Here is a 16524-nt window from a genome sequence, read left to right on the forward strand (position 1 = left end):
TCCGTTCCGACGAAAGGCACTGATGTGAACCCCCTGGTTCAGCTCGCGGCGGAAAAGCCTGAGAATCCGCTCGTTCCGCCGCTCCCTGAGCTCGTCATCGGTCTGATCGCCTTCGTCATCGTCTTCGGCTTCCTCGCCAAGAAGCTCCTCCCGAACATCAACAAGGTTCTGGACGAGCGCCGCGAGGCCATCGAAGGCGGTATCGAGAAGGCCGATGCGGCCCAGACCGAGGCCCAGAGCGTGCTTGAGCAGTACAAGGCTCAGCTCGCCGAGGCCCGCCACGAGGCCGCGCGCCTGCGCCAGGAGGCTCAGGAGCAGGGCGCCGTGATCCTGCAGGAGATGCGGGCGGAAGGCCAGCGGCAGCGCGAGGAGATCATCGCTGCCGGCCACGCCCAGATCGAGGCCGACCGCAAGGCCGCGGCTTCCGCGCTGCGTCAGGACGTGGGCAAGCTCGCCACCGACCTGGCCGGCAGGCTCGTCGGCGAGTCCCTCGAGGACCACGCCCGGCAGAGCCGCACCATCGACCGTTTCCTCGACGAGCTCGAGGCGAAGGCCGAGGCTGTCCGATGAACGGCGCGAGCCGCGAGGCACTGGCTGCCGCACGTGAGCGTCTCGACGCGCTGACCGACCACACGTCGGTCGACGCGGCGAAGCTCGCCGAGGAGCTGGCCGCCGTCACGGCGCTGCTCCAGCGCGAGGTCTCATTGCGGCGGGTCCTGACCGACCCGTCGCAGGCCGGTGAGGCGAAGGCCGAGCTGGCCGGACGACTGCTGCGCGGCCAGGTGGGCGGCGAGACCGTCGACCTGATCTCCGGCATGGTCCGCTCCCGCTGGTCGCAGTCGCGTGACCTGGTCGACTCGGTCGAGGAACTGGCGAGCACCGCAGATCTCACCGCCGCCCAGCGCAGCGGGGATCTCGACGACGTCGAGGACGAGCTCTTCCGGTTCGGCCGGATCGTCGCCTCCGACAAGGAGCTGCGCGCCGCGCTCACCAATCGGTCCGCGTCCGTTGCTGCCAGGGCTGAGCTGCTGCGCAGCCTGCTCGGCGGCAAGGCACGGCCCGCCACCGAGCGCCTCGTCGGGCGGCTTGTGACCCAGCCCCGGGGACGTAGCCTGGAAGCGGGACTCGAGTCCCTCTCCAAGCTTGCCGCGGAGCGCCGGGACCGCATGGTCGCCGTGGTCACGTCGGCAGTGCCGCTGAGCGATCAGCAGAAGCAGCGCCTCGGCGCCGCACTGACGGCGGTCTACGGTCGGCCGATGCACCTGAACCTCGACGTGGACCCGACGGTCCTCGGCGGGATCGCGGTGCGGGTCGGTGACGAGATCATCAACGGCAGCATCGCGGAGCGCCTCGACGAGGTGTCCCGCCGCATGGCCGGCTGACACAGCGCAGCAACAGAACAAGCAAGACCAGCGGCCCGGTTGGGCCGTGCAGAAATTGCAGAAGATTCCTGGGGGTCGGCCCCCAGACCCCCTTAAGAAACTTCGGGCCCAACAAGGAGAGCAGGGAACCCAGATGGCGGAGCTCACGATCCGGCCGGAGGAGATCCGGGACGCGCTGGAGAACTTTGTCCAGGCGTACAAGCCGGACGCGGCCTCGCGCGAGGAGGTCGGTACGGTCAGCGTTGCCGGCGACGGCATCGCGAAGGTCGAGGGTCTTCCCTCGGCCATGGCGAACGAGCTGCTGAAGTTCGAGGACGGAACCCTCGGTCTCGCCCTCAACCTCGAGGAGCGCGAGATCGGTGCGATCGTTCTCGGCGAGTTCAGCGGAATCGAGGAGGGCCAGCCGGTGCAGCGCACCGGTGAGGTGCTCTCCGTCGGCGTCGGCGAGGGTTACCTCGGTCGCGTCGTCGACCCGCTCGGCAACCCGATCGACGGTCTCGGCGAGATCGCGACCGACAGCCGCCGCGCCCTCGAGCTGCAGGCCCCTGGCGTCATGGTCCGTAAGTCGGTGCACGAGCCGATGCAGACCGGCTACAAGGCCGTCGACGCCATGGTGCCGATCGGCCGCGGCCAGCGTCAGCTGATCATTGGTGACCGTCAGACCGGTAAGACCGCTCTGGCCGTCGACACGATCATCAACCAGCGCGACAACTGGCGCTCGGGCGACGTGAACAAGCAGGTGCGCTGCATCTACGTCGCCATCGGTCAGAAGGGCTCCACCATCGCCTCCGTGCGCGGTGCCCTGGAAGAGGCCGGCGCGCTCGAGTACACGACCATCGTCGCCGCCCCGGCGTCCGACCCGGCCGGCTTCAAGTACCTTGCGCCGTACACCGGTTCGGCCATCGGCCAGCACTGGATGTACCAGGGCAAGCACGTCCTGATCATCTTCGACGACCTCTCGAAGCAGGCCGACGCCTACCGCGCCGTGTCGCTGCTGCTGCGCCGTCCGCCGGGCCGTGAGGCCTACCCGGGCGACGTCTTCTACCTCCACTCGCGTCTGCTGGAGCGCTGCGCGAAGCTCTCCGACGAGATGGGCGCCGGTTCGATGACGGGCCTCCCGATCGTCGAGACCAAGGCGAACGACGTGTCGGCGTTCATTCCGACCAACGTCATCTCCATCACCGACGGCCAGTGCTTCCTGGAGTCCGACCTGTTCAACGCCGGCCAGCGTCCGGCCCTGAACGTCGGTATCTCGGTCTCCCGTGTCGGTGGCTCCGCCCAGCACAAGGCGATGCGCCAGGTCTCCGGCCGTCTCCGTGTCGACCTCGCCCAGTACCGTGAGCTGGAGGCGTTCGCCGCCTTCGGTTCCGACCTGGACGCGGCCTCGAAGGCGTCGCTGGAGCGCGGTAAGCGCATGGTCGAGCTGCTGAAGCAGCCGCAGTACAACCCGTACCCGGTCGAGGAGCAGGTCGTCTCCATCTGGGCCGGCACCACCGGCAAGATGGACGACGTCCCGGTCGAGGACATCCGTCGCTTCGAGAGCGAGCTGCTGGAGTACCTGCGCCGCGAGCGCAAGGACCTCCTGACCAGCATCGCCGAGGGCGCCAAGATGTCCGACGACACGCTGCAGTCGGTTGCCGACGCGGTCGCCGCCTTCAAGCAGCAGTTCGAGACCTCGGACGGCAAGCTTCTGGGCGAGGGCTGATCGATGGGCGCTCAGCTTCGCGTTTACAAGCGCCGCATTCGCTCCGTCACCGCCACGAAGAAGATCACCAAGGCGATGGAGATGATCGCCGCTTCGCGCATCGTCAAGGCGCAGCGCCAGGTGGCGGCGTCGACGCCGTACGCGACCGAGCTCACCCGTGCGGTGACCGCGGTGGCGACCGGCTCCACCACCAAGCACCCGCTGACCACCGAGGCCGACACTCCGGCGCGGGCCGCGATCCTGCTCATCACGAGCGACCGCGGTCTGGCCGGCGGTTACTCCTCCAACGCCATCAAGGCGGCGGAGCGACTGACCGAGCGTCTGCGCGGTGAGGGCAAGGAGGTCGTCACGTATGTGATCGGCCGCAAGGGTGTCGCCTACTACGGCTTCCGTGAGCGCAAGATCGCGGACTCGTGGACCGGCTTCACCGACAGCCCGACGTACGCGGATGCGAAGCGGGCTGCGGGCCCGCTGATCGAAGCGGTCACCCAGGAGACCGCCGAGGGCGGCGTGGACGAGCTGCACATCGTCTTCACGGAGTTCGTGTCGATGATGACGCAGAACCCGGTGGACGACCGGATGCTGCCGCTCAGCCTCGACACGACGAAGGAAGAAGAGGGCAAGGGCGAGATCCTGCCGCTCTTCGACTTCGAGCCGTCGGCGGAGGACGTCCTCGACGCCCTGCTTCCGCGGTATGTCGAGAGCCGGATCTACAACGCACTGCTGCAGGCCGCTGCTTCCGAGCACGCTGCCCGCCGCCGCGCGATGAAGTCGGCCACCGACAACGCCGGAGAGCTCATCAAGAGCCTCTCCCGGCTTGCCAACGCGGCCCGCCAGGCCGAAATCACCCAGGAAATCAGCGAGATCGTCGGTGGTGCCAGTGCGCTGGCCGACGCGACCGCGGGGAGTGACAAGTAATGACGACCACAGTTGAGACGGCCGTCGCCACGGGCCGCGTCGCCCGGGTCATCGGCCCGGTCGTCGACGTGGAGTTCCCCGTCGACGCGATGCCGGAGATCTACAACGCGCTGACTGTCCAGGTGGCCGACCCGGCCGAGGACGGCAAGCTCAAGAAGCTGACGCTCGAGGTCGCCCAGCACCTCGGCGACGGCCTGGTCCGCGCGATCTCGATGCAGCCCACCGACGGTCTGGTCCGCCAGGCTCCGGTGACCGACACGGGCACCGGCATCACGGTCCCGGTCGGCGAGATCACCAAGGGCAAGGTGTTCAACACCCTCGGTGAGATCCTGAACAAGCCCGAGGCCGAGGCCGAGGTCACCGAGCGCTGGCCGATCCACCGCAAGGCGCCCAACTTCGACCAGCTCGAGTCGAAGACCGAGATGTTCGAGACCGGCGTCAAGGTCATCGACCTTCTCACCCCGTACGTCAAGGGTGGAAAGATCGGTCTGTTCGGTGGTGCCGGTGTCGGCAAGACCGTTCTGATCCAGGAAATGATCTACCGCGTCGCCAACAACCACGACGGTGTGTCGGTGTTCGCGGGCGTCGGTGAGCGTACCCGTGAGGGCAACGACCTCATCGAGGAGATGCAGGACTCGGGCGTCATCGACAAGACCGCCCTTGTCTTCGGCCAGATGGACGAGCCCCCGGGCACCCGTCTGCGTGTCGCGCTGGCCGGTCTGACCATGGCGGAGTACTTCCGCGATGTGCAGAAGCAGGACGTGCTCTTCTTCATCGACAACATCTTCCGGTACACCCAGGCCGGCTCCGAGGTCTCCACGCTGCTCGGCCGTATGCCGTCCGCAGTGGGTTACCAGCCGAACCTGGCCGACGAGATGGGTCTGCTGCAGGAGCGCATCACGTCGACCCGTGGTCACTCGATCACCTCGATGCAGGCGATCTACGTCCCCGCGGACGACCTGACCGACCCGGCCCCGGCCACCACCTTCGCCCACCTCGACGCGACGACGGTTCTCTCCCGTCCGATCTCCGAGAAGGGCATCTACCCGGCCGTGGACCCGCTGGACTCCACGTCCCGGATCCTGGACCCGCGCTACATCGCGCAGGACCACTACGCGGCGGCCATGCGTGTCAAGGGGATCCTCCAGAAGTACAAGGACCTCCAGGACATCATCGCGATCCTCGGTATCGACGAGCTGGGCGAGGAGGACAAGCTCGTTGTCCACCGTGCCCGTCGCGTCGAGCGCTTCCTGTCGCAGAACACCCACGTCGCCAAGCAGTTCACCGGCGTGGACGGTTCGGACGTTCCGCTCGAAGAGTCGATCTCCGCGTTCAACGCGATCTGCGACGGTGAGTACGACCACTTCCCGGAGCAGGCGTTCTTCATGTGCGGTGGCATTGAGGACCTCAAGGCCAACGCCAAGGAGCTCGGCGTCTCCTGAGCCCATGGCTCACCGAGGGGGGCGGGGTGCGTCCCGTCCCCCTCACCATGCCCCGTAGAATTGACCCAACACCCGGCTCCAACGGCCGGGTGGTGACCCGAGGAGCCACTCTTGGCTGCTGAGCTGCACGTCGAGCTGGTCGCCGCGGACCGCAGTGTCTGGTCCGGCGAGGCCACCCTGGTCGTCGCGCGTACCACGTCCGGCGACATCGGCGTCATGCCCGGTCACCAGCCGCTTCTCGGTGTGCTGGAGTCGGGCCCGGTGACGATCCGTACGAGTGAGGGCGCAACCGTAGTCGCGGCTGTGCACGGCGGTTTCATCTCGTTCGCTGACGACAAGCTTTCGCTGCTGGCGGAGATCGCCGAGCTGGCGGACGAGATCGATGTCGAGCGCGCCGAGCGTGCGCTGGAGCGTGCGAAGTCGGACGCGGACGGCGCCGCCGAGCGTCGCGCTGATGTGCGAATCCGCGCGGTGGCGGTGCGCTAGGTACCCCGCCGAATGTCTTTACCCTCAGCCGCGGCCCGAGCTGGAACTCTCCAGACCGTGCCGCGGCTGAGGCGATGCAGGTGCAGTTGCAGGTGCAGTCCGGGTGGTATCCGTTACTCGACGATGCGAGGAGGTCGGTGGAGATGGTCCTCGCTTTGTGGGTGTGCGGCCTGGTCGTCGTACTGGTTGTGGTGGGTCTCTTCGTCTTCGGTCTGCGCCGGCGGCTGATCCAGCGTTCCGGTGGCACCTTCGACTGCAGCGTGCGGTGGAACGTGTCGGCCGAGCCCGATCTCTCGGGCAAGGGCTGGGTGTACGGCGTTGCGCGCTACAGCGGTGACCGTATCGACTGGTTCCGTGTCTTCTCGTACGCTCTCCGGCCCCGCCGGGTCCTTGAGCGTTCCGCGATCGAGGTGATCGACCGACGGCTGCCCGAGGGCGAGGAAGAGCTCGCGCTGCTCTCCGACGCCGTCGTGCTCGGCTGTCTCCACCGGGAGACGCGCCTGGAACTGGCGATGAGCGAGGACGCCCTGACCGGTTTCCTCGCCTGGCTGGAGGCGGCTCCGCCCGGCCAGCGAGTCAATGTCGCTTGAGACCTCGCTCGAAGCGGCCCCGGGCCGCGTCCGGGGCAGGGTGAACGTCGCCTGAGGCCGGTCATGGCAGGTGCGGCACGGACACCATGGACAGCAGCACAGCGAAAGACCGGGGAGACAGGGGGCGGACCTGTCTCCCCGGCTGCTTTCCGGGGCCGTGCGCTGATCCCGAAGGGGATCGTGGGGGTTACTTCAGACCGTTGTTGATCGCGCTCACGAGCTCACCGTTGCTGGTGTCACCGCTGAACTCCCAGAAGAACGCGCCTCCCAGGCCCTGGCCCTTCGCCCAGGTCATCTTGGAGGCGATGGTGGCCGGGGTGTCGTAGCTCCACCAGTTGGTGCCGCAGTGCGCGTACGCCGTGCCGGCGATCGTGCCGGTGGCCGGGCAGCTGGTCTTGAGGACCTTGTAGTCCTCGATGCCCGCCTCGTACGTACCGGGGGCCGCACCGGTGGCGGTGCCGCCGGGCGCGTCCTGGGTGACGCCGGTCCAGCCGCGGCCGTAGAAGCCGATGCCCAGCAGCAGCTTCGAGGCGGGGACGCCCTTGGTCTTCAGCTTGGCGATCGCGTCGGACGCGTTGAAGCCGGCCTGCGGGATGCCGCTGTACGAGGTGAGCGGGGAGTGCGGGGCCGTCGGGCCCTTGTCCGCCCATGCACCGAAGAAGTCGTACGTCATCACGTTGTACCAGTTCAGGGACTGGGCGGCGCCGGCGTAGTCGGCTGCGTCGATCTTGCCACCGTCCGAGCCGTCGGCGGTGATGGCGGCCGTCACCAGGTTGTTGCTGCCGAACTTCGCGCGCAGTGCGGTGGTGATGTTCTTCAGTGCGGCCGGGCCGCTGGTGTCACAGGTCAGACCGCAGGCGTTGGGGTACTCCCAGTCGATGTCGATGCCGTCGAAGACATCGGCCCAGCGGGGGTCCTCCACCAGGTCGTAGCAGGACTGGGCGAACGCGGCCGGGTTCTTCGCCGCCTCGCCGAAGCCGCCGGACCAGGTCCAGCCGCCGAAGGACCACAGGACCTTGATGTTCGGGTACTTCGCCTTGAGCTTGCGCAGCTGGTTGAAGCTGCCGCGCAGCGGCTGGTCCCAGGTGTCGGCGACGCCGTCGACGGACTTGTCGGCGGTGTACGCCATGTCGTAGTCGGCGTAGGCGTCACCGATCGCGCACTTGCCGCCGGTCACGTTGCCGAAGGCGTAATTGATGTGGGTGATCTTCGCGGCGGAGCCGGAGGTGTCCAGGTTCTTGACGTGGTAGTTCCGGCCGTAGACGCCCCAGTCGGTGAAGTAGCCGAGGTTGACCTTGCCGCCGGTGCCCGGGCCGGGGTTGCCGCCGCCACCGGTGGTGCGGACCTTGACCGCGCCGCTGACCGGACCGGTCTGGCCGGCCGTGTCACGGGCCTGGACGGTGTACGAGTAGTCGGTGCCCGCGGTGAGACCGGTGTCGGTGTACGTCGTACCGGTGACCGTGGCGACCACGGCACCGTCGCGCAGCACGTCGTAGTTCTTGATGCCGTTGTCGTCGGTGGCCGCAGTCCAGCTCAGCTTGGCCGAGGTGTCGGTGATGGAGCTCGCGGTGGGGGTGCCGGGAGCGGAGGGTGCGTTGTCGCCGGGGACGCTGCCGCCGTCACAGGAGGCGCCGTTCAGCTTGCAGCCGGTGGGGGCGCCGGGACCGGCGCCGTTGAAGCCGAAGCTGACGCTGGCGCCGGGGGCGACCGAACCGTTCCAGCCGGCGTTCTTGGCGGTCCAGTGGGTTCCGGAGTTGGTGACGGTGGCGTCCCAGGCGGACGTGACCGACGTGCCGGAGGGGAAGTCCCACTCGATGGTCCAGGAACTGATCGCGGTGGTGCCGGTGTTCTTCACCGTCCACTGTCCCTCGAAGCCGGTGCCCCAGTCGGACTTCTTGAGGTACGTGGCAGTCGCGGAGGTGGCGGCCTGGGCCGGGGCGGCCAGTCCGACCATCGCGGCGAGGGGGAGCAGCAGTGCGATGAGGCCCGCCATCGCTCTCGTACGGGTGGTGGTGGCCGGACCGAATCGGAATCCGGTTCGGTGTAGGGGGGTTTCGGTGCTCAACAGTGCTCCTCGGGTGAGGTCCGGACAAATGGGGGTGGTCCGTGGACTGCAAACCCTGCGCCGCCCTGAGCCCGCCTTGTCATGGCGTGCTCACCGCAGTGTGCTCGGTGAGATTAGGAAGGTCTGGACCAATCGTCAAGAGGTCTGGACCATAGATCGAGTCTCGGTCTCACATCCCCAACTCCTGTGCCAGTACCGCCGCCTGGACCCGGCTGCGTAGATCCAGCTTCCCCAGCAAGCGGCTGACGTGCGTCTTCACCGTCGCCTCCGCCATCGAGAGCTGCACCGCGATCTCGGCGTTCGACAGCCCCTGGCCCAGGCATCCCAGTACCTCGCGCTCGCGTCGCGTCAGTGCGTCGAGGACCGCAGGACCGGGTGCGCCGGCCGCTCGCGCCGGGGCGGTCCCGGCGAACTCCGCGATCAGCCGGCGCGTCACGGCCGGGGCGATCACGCCCTCGCCGCGTGCCACCGTACGTACCGCGTCGAGCAGTTCACGCGCCTCGGTGTTCTTCAGCAGAAAACCCGCAGCGCCGGCCCGCAGGGCCCCGAAGACGTACTCGTCCAGATCGAACGTCGTCAGCACCAGCACATCGGCCAGCCCCTCCGCCACCACCTGCCGCGTCGCCGACACCCCGTCCAGCCGGGGCATCGACACATCCATCAGTACCAGATCCGGGCGCAGTTCACGGGCCAGCCGCACTGCCGCCTCACCGTCCGGTGCCTCCCCGACCACCTCGACATCGGGCGCGCTGCGCAGAATCAGGACCAGTCCCGCCCGCACGGCCGACTGGTCCTCCGCCACCAGTACCCGGATCGTCATCCCTTCACCGCCCCTTCCTCAACGGGCAGTTCGGCCCGCACCCGCCATATCCTCGGACCGTCCCCGGGGGTGACGGGTCCCGCCGCGATCTCGCCGCCCAGCAGCGCGACCCGCTCCTGCATTCCGACGAGGCCTGCCCCCGACCCCGGTGCGCGCGGCCCCGGGCGGTCCCCGAACACGCTTGTGACCTCCACCGTGAGCACCTGTCCGGCCCGTCCGAGCCGCACCCCCACTGGGCCCGGTGCAGCATGCTTGAGCGCGTTCGTCAGCGACTCCTGGACGATCCGGTACGCGGCCAGCTCGACCGGTGTCGGCAGCGCCTCCTGCTCGCTGCGGGTGTCCTCAAGGGTGCAGGTCAGCCCGCTCGACGCGGCGACCGTGCGGGTCCGCTCGATCAGTGTGTCCAGGGCGGCCAGGGTCGGCGCGACGCTCGGTTCCGCCCCCTTGCTCCCGGTACGGAGCAGCCCGATCATCCGTCGCATCTCGGCCAGCCCTTCGACGCTGTTCTGCCGGATGACGCCGAGCGCGTCCCGGGTTGTCGAGGGCTCGTCGATGGAGAGCGCCGCGGTGGAGTGGATGGCGATTGCGGAGAGACGGTTGGCGACCATGTCGTGCAGTTCACGGGCCATCCGGGCGCGTTCGGCGGTCACCGCCTGCGCCCGGTCCATCTCGGCCAGCAGCGCCGTCTGTTCGGCGTGCAGTCGGGCGGTCTCCGCGGCGTCCCGGTGGTTCCGCACGCTGACTCCGGTGATCGCGGGCCCGAACGAGACCAGGCCGCAGACGACGCCGACGAGCAGCGCCTCGGGGCTGCGGAACCAGGCCAGGAACCCGATCGTGACCGCGACCGTGGTGAGGAACGTAGTCACCGGGATGCGGCGGGCGGCGGCCCGGGACCCGTACACCACCGCCGCGTACACAAGGTCCGTGAACATCAGGACGGTCGCCAGGTTTCCCGGCGTGAACTGATCGGCCATCAGCGTGAGCGTGCCGATGACCAGCGCCGTCCGGGGCGCCGATCTGCGCAGCAGCTCCAGCGACGACATCACCGCGAGCGGCGGCAGGGTGGCCCACAGGGAGTCGAGGAGCCGGCCGGTCTGCATGGCCAGACCGACGGCCGTCAGCGAGACACCGCTGAACAGCCCGATGACCGCGATGAGTACGTCGTGGCGGTGCGGGCGGGCAGGCAGGCGCATGCCCCCATCCAACACGGCTGTCGCGCGGCGGACCTCCCTACCCGGGGCGATACCCGACTACATAAAAGGATGCAGTCGCGGCTCGTCACTGGCGACGACGAAGCGCGCGGGCGGAGCGAGCAGGATGAAGGGGAACGGGAGGAGAAGTGCCGTGATCGTCACGCTGATCGTGCTCTGCGAGATCGCTTTCTGGGTGCTGCTGGCCGCGGGACTCGCGATGCGCTACCTGGCGAAGAAGCCGAGGCTCGGGGCAGCACTGCTGCTGTGCGAGCCGCTGCTGGAGCTCGCGCTGCTGGTGGTGACGGCCATCGACCTGAAGAACGGCGCCGAGCCGGACTGGAAGCACGGACTGGCCGCGGTGTACATCGGCTTCACCGTCGGACTCGGCCACTCGACCATCGCGTGGGTCGACGCCCGCGTCGCCCACCGGTTCGCAGGCGGCCCGCCGCCGGTGAAACCGCCGAAGTACGGAATGCCGAGGGCGGTCCACGAGTGGCGGGTCGCAGGGCGGTGGGTGCTCGCGGCGGCGACCGCGCTGGCGCTGTTGGAAGGGGCGATCCGGTACGTGGGCGGGGACGGTGATGTGGGGTCGCTGCGGTCCTGGCAGCAGACGATGCTCTTCGTGATCGGGATCAACCTGGTCATCGCCGTGAGCTACACGGTGTTCCCGAAGCGGGCGAAGGCGGAGCGGTAGGGGCCGGTCCCGTCCGGCCGACGCTGTCCTCGCGGGCCGGACGGGACGCAGGGACCCCGGCCTACCGCTCCCCGCCCGGTACCCACAGCACGTCGCCGACTTCCTTGTTCGCCGTCCTCGCGAGGATGAACAGGAGGTCGGAGAGGCGGTTGAGGTACGTCGCGGTCAGCGCGTTCATCACCTCGCCGTGCACCTCCAGCGCCGCCCAGGTGGACCGCTCGGCCCGTCGGACCACCGTGCACGCCTGGTGCAGCAGCGCCGCCCCCGGCGTACCGCCCGGCAGGATGAAGGACCGCAGCTTCTCCAGCTGCTCCAGGAAGTGGTCGCAGTCCGCCTCGAGCCGGTCGATGTAGTGCTGTTCGACCCGCAGCGGGGGGTACTTCGGATCCTCGACGACCGGCGTCGACAGGTCCGCACCCACGTCGAACAGGTCGTTCTGCACGCGGACGAGGACCTTCACGAGCTCCTCCGGCAGCCGGCCGAGCGCGATCGCCGTGCCGATGACGGCATTGGCCTCATTGGTGTCGGCGTACGCCGAGATCCGCAGATCGGTCTTGGCGGTGCGGCTCATGTCGCCGAGGGCGGTCGTGCCCTGGTCGCCGGTACGGGTGTAGATGCGCGTCAGATTGACCATGCGGCCGAGCCTAGTGCCGTGACCGGGGACGTGTCCGGTCGCGAAGGTCCGGGCGAGCCCGGCTGCGACGACCCTGCGCGAGAAAGCAGGCACCGGCTCCGGCGACCCGCTGCCGCTGCCGGTGGCCGGTCGGCTCTCCCGGGTCCACTCCACCCTGCTCGGCCGCATCAGCCGCGCGACGGCCGCCGGCCGCAGGCCCGCCGAGGTGTCCCGCGAAGCCCTCGTCCTCCTCGACGAGATGGAGGACGTGCTCGGGGACAAGGTGCTCAACTACGCGCGACGCGCTGCCGAATGACGCGTCCCGGTGTGATGTCCGTCATGTGAGACGTGACGCGCATCTCTTCGACGCCCCAGCGCGCCTCGCGGGTACTAATCTCCGCCGGAGAGCATGTGAACAACCGTTAAGAATCCGTCCGGACCGCCGTCGCGGACGACGGCCGTCGGGGCCGAACACAAAGGGGTGCGAACGTGGCCAGGAAGCTCGCCGTCATCGGGGCCGGACTCATGGGGTCCGGTATCGCGCAGGTCTCCGCCCAGGCGGGCTGGGACGTCGTGCTGCGCGATGTCACCGACGCGGCCCTGACCCGTGGTCTCGACGGCATCAAGGCCTCGTACGACAAGTTCGTCTCCAAGGGGAAGCTGGAGGCGGCCGACGCGGACGCCGCGCTGGCCCGCATCACCACGACCACCGATCTCGACGCCGTCGCCGACGCGGACGTCGTCGTCGAGGCCGTCTTCGAGAAGCTCGAGGTCAAGCACGAGATCTTCCGCGCCCTCGACAAGATCGTGCGGGACGACGCCGTCCTCGCCTCCAACACCTCCGCCATCCCGATCACCAAGATCGCGGCTGTCACGGAACGTCCGGAGCGCGTCGTCGGTGTGCACTTCTTCTCGCCGGTCCCGATGATGCAGCTGTGCGAGCTCGTGCGCGGCTACAAGACCAGCGACGAAGCCCTCGCCACCGCGCGTGAGTTCGCCGAGTCCGTCGGCAAGACCTGCATTGTGGTCAACCGTGACGTCGCCGGCTTCGTCACCACCCGGCTGATCTCGGCGCTCGTCGTCGAGGCCGCCAAGCTGTACGAGTCGGGTGTGGCCTCGGCCGAGGACATCGACATCGCCTGCAAGCTGGGCTTCGGTCACGCCATGGGCCCCCTCGCGACGGCAGACCTGACCGGCGTCGACATCCTGCTGCACGCCACCTCCAACATCTACACCGAGTCGCAGGACGAGAAGTTCGCGGCACCGGAGCTGATGCGCCGGATGGTCGATGCAGGTGACATCGGCCGCAAGAGCGGGCAGGGCTTCTACACCTACTGATCGCATTCGGCCCCCGGGTGCCTGATCTGCCGTCGATCAGGCCCGGGGGAGCCGGGGAGGCTCCCGGCTGCGGTGGACCTTCAGCGGGCCGTTGTCACTCCACGGAGTGAATTCGGTATCGGTTCGCTTACAGATGGCAACTTCCCTGTGGCCGGCACAGTCAGTTGTGGCAGAGACGGAGCAGGGGCAGGAACAGGCAGACGGACCGTCCATGGAGTATTTCCGGGGAGCGCATATGCACATCAGGGGCGACCACACCGAGCTGGTCGTCGGGGGCCGCCTCGACGTCCGGAGCGCGGCGGACGCCCGTACGGTCCTGCACTCCGCCCTCGACGACGGAGCCGGCGACCTGGTGCTCGACCTGACCGAGCTGGACTCCTGGGATGCCACCGGACTGGGCGTCATCATGGGCGCACACCGCAGGGCCGGGCGGGCCGGGCGGCGGCTGGTGCTCCGCGGAGTGCCGCCGCAGATGCAGCGCCTGCTGGTGGCGACCCGACTGCACCGCATTCTGGCGATCGAGGGCGGAATCGCCGCAGACTCCCTGCCCCGGGTGTAGAGGGCGTTCGTCCGAACACGCACAATCCTCACGAGACCGTGACGTCCTGGGCGGCATGTCACCCCGATGGTGTGTGGATACGGGGCGACGGTCTAGGGTTCGGCCGTCCCCCTAATGACGGAACCCATGGGGCGGACACCGGACCAGAAGCGACAGCGGTGCGTGCGAGGCCGGGAGGGGCAACCGCGCGACGCGTCTGGGGGACTTTGGCGATGGACCCGATACACCAGGGGCCGGAAGATTTCGGCCAGGACAATGATGGCCAGGGCGAGGAAAGCGGTCGACGAACGCAGCCCCGCGCGCCGCTGACCAGCAATTTCAACCAGCAGACGATGCAGCAGTCACGTGTCGTGCAGGTCGTCTCCGGCGACTTCCTGCTCACCGTCAACCCGGTCGACGGCAGCGAGGTCGAGCTCTGCCCGCCGGGGGAGCAGCCCTCCGTGCCGGTCCGCCGCAATGCCGCCGAGCGCGCCGACCGCGAGCGTGCCGCCGCACCGCCCGTACCACCGGGTCCGCCTGCCCCCCAACTGCCGCTCCTGGAGCGCCAGGAAGAACGTGAGCGGCTGGTGCGCCTGCTGACGCGCGGCCGCTCGGTACGGCTCACGGGGCCGGCCGGGTCCGGCCGCACGGCGCTGCTGAGCGCCGTCGCCGCCGACTGCGCGGACCTCGCACCGGACGGAGTCGTCCGGCTCTCCGGCCTCAAGCGCACCGTCACGGACCTCCTGTACGGGCTCTTCGAGGCGGTCTACGACGCACCGCTGCTCCGCCCCGACCGCGCCGTACTTCTCGAGAAGCTCCGGTCCATCGGCGCCGTCGTCGTCCTCGACGACCTGGAGTTCGGCGGGGCCGCGCTGGACGAGCTGCTCGACGCGACGCCCGAGTGCGCCTTCCTGCTCGCCACGACCCCCGACGCCCCGGCGCCCGCCGCCGACGCGCACCTCGACGAGGTCTTCCTCGCAGGACTGGGCCGCAGCGCCTCCGTCGAGCTGCTGGAACACGTCGTCGAGCGGCCGCTCACCGACGACGAGGCGAACTGGGCGGGTGACCTCTGGTTCGAGTCCGAGGGGCTGCCGCTGCGCTTCGTCCAGGCGGGAGCCCTGCTGCGCCAGCGCGACATGCTGCGCACCGACCCGGCCGCCGACGACGAGCAGGGCCACGGCGAGGGCCGGCCCGTCGGCGACGTCTTCGCGAAGGGCGCCGACGCCGAAGGGTGGGACGTACCGCTGCCCAGCCTCGGCGAGGGCGCGGCACCTGCCGCACTGCTCGCCTCCCGGCTGAGCGGCCCGGCGCGCGACGCCCTGCACTTCGCGGTCGCACTCGGCGGCGAGGTGCCGCACCAGGCGCATCTGCCGGCGCTCGTGGGGGACACCCACGCCGATGCCGCACTCGGTGAGCTGGCCGGCTGCGGACTGCTCTCGCCGGCCGGTTCCCGCTACCGGCTGGCCCCCGGAGTCGTCGCCCAGCTGGAGGCCGCCGGGTACGGCGAGGACGCGGACGACCGGGCCCGCACCGCCGCCCAGCACTACGCATGGTGGGCCGGGCACCCCTCGGTCACCGCCGCCCGGGCGGTCGCCGAGGCCGACGCGATCGTCGCGGCCATGACCCGGCTGATCCCCGGCGACGGGGCCGGACAGGCCAGCGCCGCCGTGCTGCTGGCCCGCAGTGCCGCCCCCGCCTTCGCGGCCGGGCTGCACTGGAGCGGCTGGGAGAAGACCCTGCGGCTGGGTCAGGAGGCCGCCAGGATCGCCGGTGAGGTCGCGGAGGAGGCCTACTTCCATCACGAGTTGGGCGTTCTCGCGCTCTGCAACGGGAATCCGGACCGGGCCAGGGCCGAACTGGAGACCTCGATCGGCATGCGCGGCGCGCTCGCCGACAAGCCCGGGGCGGTGGCCGGACGCCGGGCGCTCGCCCTGGTCGCGGACTGCTCCGGCACATTGCCCGGCGGCCGCACACCGACAGGCGAGGAGATGCCGGCCACGCGGTACGACGAGCCGGCGTCGCCGTTCGGCGGCATGCCCGCGGCCGGGCCGATGGTGCTGCCGCGGACGTCCGAGGACGAAACCGCGCTGATACCCCGGGCCACCCCGGCATCCGGCATCGGTGGATTCGGCGGCCGCAAGGCGGTGCTGGGCGGCGCCCGGCGCAATCTGGTCGCGGCGGGCGCGGGCGTCGTGCTGGCCGCGGTGCTCGGCACCGTGGTGACGCTCGGCATGATGCCCAGCAGTGACGCCCAGGACGGCGGAAGCGTCTCGACCGAGCAGACGGCGGGCGAGGACGACAGCGAGAACGGGCTCCCGGCCGACGAGTCGGCGGGCGACTCGACACCGGGCGGGGTCTCGTCGACCGGCTCGCCCTGGACGCCGGGGCCGTCCGGGAGCCAGGTCACCCCGAGCGGCAGCGGTGCACCGTCCTCGGAGTCGGGCGCGCCGAGCGACAGCCCGAGTTCGGGCCGGCCGACGAGCGGGAGGCCCAGCTCCCCGGGCACGCCCACCGAGTCGCCGACCAGGACACCCACGAAGACGCCGACCAAGCCGGCCACTCCGACCCCGACGGAGACGGAGACGACCGGCCCCCCCGCCCCGACCGAGACCCCGACGGACACCACATCCCCGGACACCTCCGATTCGGCGAGCGGCCCGTCCACGACGGCGAGCGCGTCCGGCAGCTCTCCGGAACCGGTCGTGGCCTGAGCGCACGTCCGCGGAAACGTGGAAGGCCC

At 69.6% G+C, this 16524-nt stretch carries 16 protein-coding genes; 12 read left to right on the plus strand and 4 right to left on the minus strand.

The features are described from left to right. The first annotated feature begins 24 nt into the window (after positions 1 to 24). From ACNPQM_RS22750 to ACNPQM_RS22780, 7 genes are all read left to right on the plus strand, one after another. Positions 25 to 570, plus strand: a complete 546-nt coding sequence (locus tag ACNPQM_RS22750) for a F0F1 ATP synthase subunit B (RefSeq protein WP_358857412.1) — start codon at positions 25 to 27, stop codon at positions 568 to 570. Next, positions 567 to 1382 carry a F0F1 ATP synthase subunit delta gene (locus ACNPQM_RS22755; RefSeq protein ID WP_418085515.1) on the plus strand — a complete coding sequence of 272 codons (816 nt, stop codon included), beginning with the start codon at positions 567 to 569 and terminating at the stop codon, positions 1380 to 1382. Before ACNPQM_RS22750 ends, ACNPQM_RS22755 begins: the two co-directional genes overlap by 4 nt. A gap of 133 nt (positions 1383 to 1515) precedes the next feature. Further along, on the plus strand, positions 1516 to 3087 hold the full coding sequence (atpA, locus tag ACNPQM_RS22760; RefSeq protein WP_358857414.1) for a F0F1 ATP synthase subunit alpha: 1572 nt from the start codon (positions 1516 to 1518) through the stop codon (positions 3085 to 3087). A 3-nt stretch (positions 3088 to 3090) separates the two neighbouring features. Further along, positions 3091 to 4005 carry a F0F1 ATP synthase subunit gamma gene (locus ACNPQM_RS22765; protein WP_358857415.1) on the plus strand — a complete coding sequence of 305 codons (915 nt, stop codon included), beginning with the start codon at positions 3091 to 3093 and terminating at the stop codon, positions 4003 to 4005. Next, positions 4005 to 5447 (plus strand): F0F1 ATP synthase subunit beta, encoded by a 1443-nt coding sequence (gene atpD / locus ACNPQM_RS22770; RefSeq protein WP_358857416.1) that lies wholly within the window; start codon positions 4005 to 4007, stop codon positions 5445 to 5447. Before ACNPQM_RS22765 ends, atpD begins: the two co-directional genes overlap by 1 nt. A 111-nt stretch (positions 5448 to 5558) precedes the next feature. After that, positions 5559 to 5933 (plus strand): F0F1 ATP synthase subunit epsilon, encoded by a 375-nt coding sequence (locus tag ACNPQM_RS22775; RefSeq protein ID WP_358857417.1) that lies wholly within the window; start codon positions 5559 to 5561, stop codon positions 5931 to 5933. Between the two features lie 143 nt (positions 5934 to 6076). Continuing rightward, positions 6077 to 6523 carry a DUF2550 domain-containing protein gene (locus ACNPQM_RS22780; protein ID WP_418085516.1) on the plus strand — a complete coding sequence of 149 codons (447 nt, stop codon included), beginning with the start codon at positions 6077 to 6079 and terminating at the stop codon, positions 6521 to 6523. 187 nt (positions 6524 to 6710) lie between these two features. Here ACNPQM_RS22780 and ACNPQM_RS22785 read toward each other — a convergent pair whose 3' ends face one another. From ACNPQM_RS22785 to ACNPQM_RS22795, 3 genes are all read right to left on the minus strand, one after another. Continuing rightward, on the minus strand, positions 6711 to 8588 hold the full coding sequence (locus ACNPQM_RS22785; protein ID WP_418085517.1) for a glycosyl hydrolase family 18 protein: 1878 nt from the start codon (positions 8586 to 8588) through the stop codon (positions 6711 to 6713). 169 nt (positions 8589 to 8757) lie between these two features. Continuing rightward, positions 8758 to 9408, minus strand: coding sequence for a response regulator transcription factor (locus ACNPQM_RS22790; RefSeq protein WP_358857420.1), 651 nt, complete (start codon positions 9406 to 9408; stop codon positions 8758 to 8760). Then, positions 9405 to 10601: a sensor histidine kinase gene (locus tag ACNPQM_RS22795; protein WP_418085518.1), complete on the minus strand. Its 1197-nt coding sequence runs from the start codon at positions 10599 to 10601 to the stop codon at positions 9405 to 9407. The genes ACNPQM_RS22790 and ACNPQM_RS22795 overlap by 4 nt, the downstream gene beginning before the upstream one ends. 151 nt (positions 10602 to 10752) lie before the next feature. Here ACNPQM_RS22795 and ACNPQM_RS22800 point away from each other — a divergent pair, with 151 nt between their 5' ends. After that, a complete protein-coding gene (locus ACNPQM_RS22800) occupies positions 10753 to 11295 on the plus strand; it encodes a hypothetical protein (protein WP_418085519.1) in 543 nt (180 codons plus the stop codon). A gap of 61 nt (positions 11296 to 11356) precedes the next feature. On the opposite strand, the gene ACNPQM_RS22805 is transcribed toward ACNPQM_RS22800, so the two are convergent. Further along, entirely contained in the window at positions 11357 to 11929 is a 573-nt protein-coding gene (locus tag ACNPQM_RS22805) for a cob(I)yrinic acid a,c-diamide adenosyltransferase (RefSeq protein ID WP_418085520.1), read from the minus strand. A gap of 121 nt (positions 11930 to 12050) precedes the next feature. Between ACNPQM_RS22805 and ACNPQM_RS22810 the strand changes: the two genes are divergently transcribed. The 4 genes from ACNPQM_RS22810 to ACNPQM_RS22825 all read left to right on the plus strand — a co-directional run bounded on the left by ACNPQM_RS22810 (position 12051) and on the right by ACNPQM_RS22825 (position 16495). Beyond that, the gene (locus ACNPQM_RS22810; protein ID WP_418085521.1) at positions 12051 to 12224 is read left to right on the plus strand and encodes a hypothetical protein; all 174 of its coding nucleotides are present in this window, start codon (positions 12051 to 12053) and stop codon (positions 12222 to 12224) included. Positions 12225 to 12397: 173 nt separating this feature from the next. Continuing rightward, positions 12398 to 13246 (plus strand): 3-hydroxyacyl-CoA dehydrogenase family protein, encoded by an 849-nt coding sequence (locus ACNPQM_RS22815; RefSeq protein ID WP_358857425.1) that lies wholly within the window; start codon positions 12398 to 12400, stop codon positions 13244 to 13246. Between the two features lie 235 nt (positions 13247 to 13481). Beyond that, positions 13482 to 13805, plus strand: a complete 324-nt coding sequence (locus tag ACNPQM_RS22820; RefSeq protein ID WP_327244317.1) for an STAS domain-containing protein — start codon at positions 13482 to 13484, stop codon at positions 13803 to 13805. A gap of 212 nt (positions 13806 to 14017) precedes the next feature. Further along, on the plus strand, positions 14018 to 16495 hold the full coding sequence (locus ACNPQM_RS22825; protein WP_418085522.1) for an ATP-binding protein: 2478 nt from the start codon (positions 14018 to 14020) through the stop codon (positions 16493 to 16495). The last annotated feature ends 29 nt before the right edge of the window (positions 16496 to 16524 follow it).

The organism is Streptomyces sp. NPDC056231, assembly GCF_048270745.1.
Lineage (GTDB): Bacteria > Actinomycetota > Actinomycetes > Streptomycetales > Streptomycetaceae > Streptomyces.

Excerpts from the sequence above, each read along its gene's own strand:
- ACNPQM_RS22755 (WP_418085515.1), top strand. The coding sequence starts at position 567 with ATGAACGGCGCGAGCCGCGAGGCACTGGCTGCCGCACGTGAGCGTCTC.
- atpA (WP_358857414.1), top strand. The coding sequence starts at position 1,516 with ATGGCGGAGCTCACGATCCGGCCGGAGGAGATCCGGGACGCGCTGGAG.
- ACNPQM_RS22765 (WP_358857415.1), top strand. The coding sequence starts at position 3,091 with ATGGGCGCTCAGCTTCGCGTTTACAAGCGCCGCATTCGCTCCGTCACC.
- atpD (WP_358857416.1), top strand. The coding sequence starts at position 4,005 with ATGACGACCACAGTTGAGACGGCCGTCGCCACGGGCCGCGTCGCCCGG.
- ACNPQM_RS22780 (WP_418085516.1), top strand. The coding sequence starts at position 6,077 with ATGGTCCTCGCTTTGTGGGTGTGCGGCCTGGTCGTCGTACTGGTTGTG.
- ACNPQM_RS22790 (WP_358857420.1), bottom strand. The coding sequence starts at position 9,408 with ATGACGATCCGGGTACTGGTGGCGGAGGACCAGTCGGCCGTGCGGGCG.
- ACNPQM_RS22795 (WP_418085518.1), bottom strand. The coding sequence starts at position 10,601 with ATGCGCCTGCCTGCCCGCCCGCACCGCCACGACGTACTCATCGCGGTC.
- ACNPQM_RS22805 (WP_418085520.1), bottom strand. The coding sequence starts at position 11,929 with ATGGTCAATCTGACGCGCATCTACACCCGTACCGGCGACCAGGGCACG.
- ACNPQM_RS22820 (WP_327244317.1), top strand. The coding sequence starts at position 13,482 with ATGCACATCAGGGGCGACCACACCGAGCTGGTCGTCGGGGGCCGCCTC.
- ACNPQM_RS22825 (WP_418085522.1), top strand. The coding sequence starts at position 14,018 with ATGGACCCGATACACCAGGGGCCGGAAGATTTCGGCCAGGACAATGAT.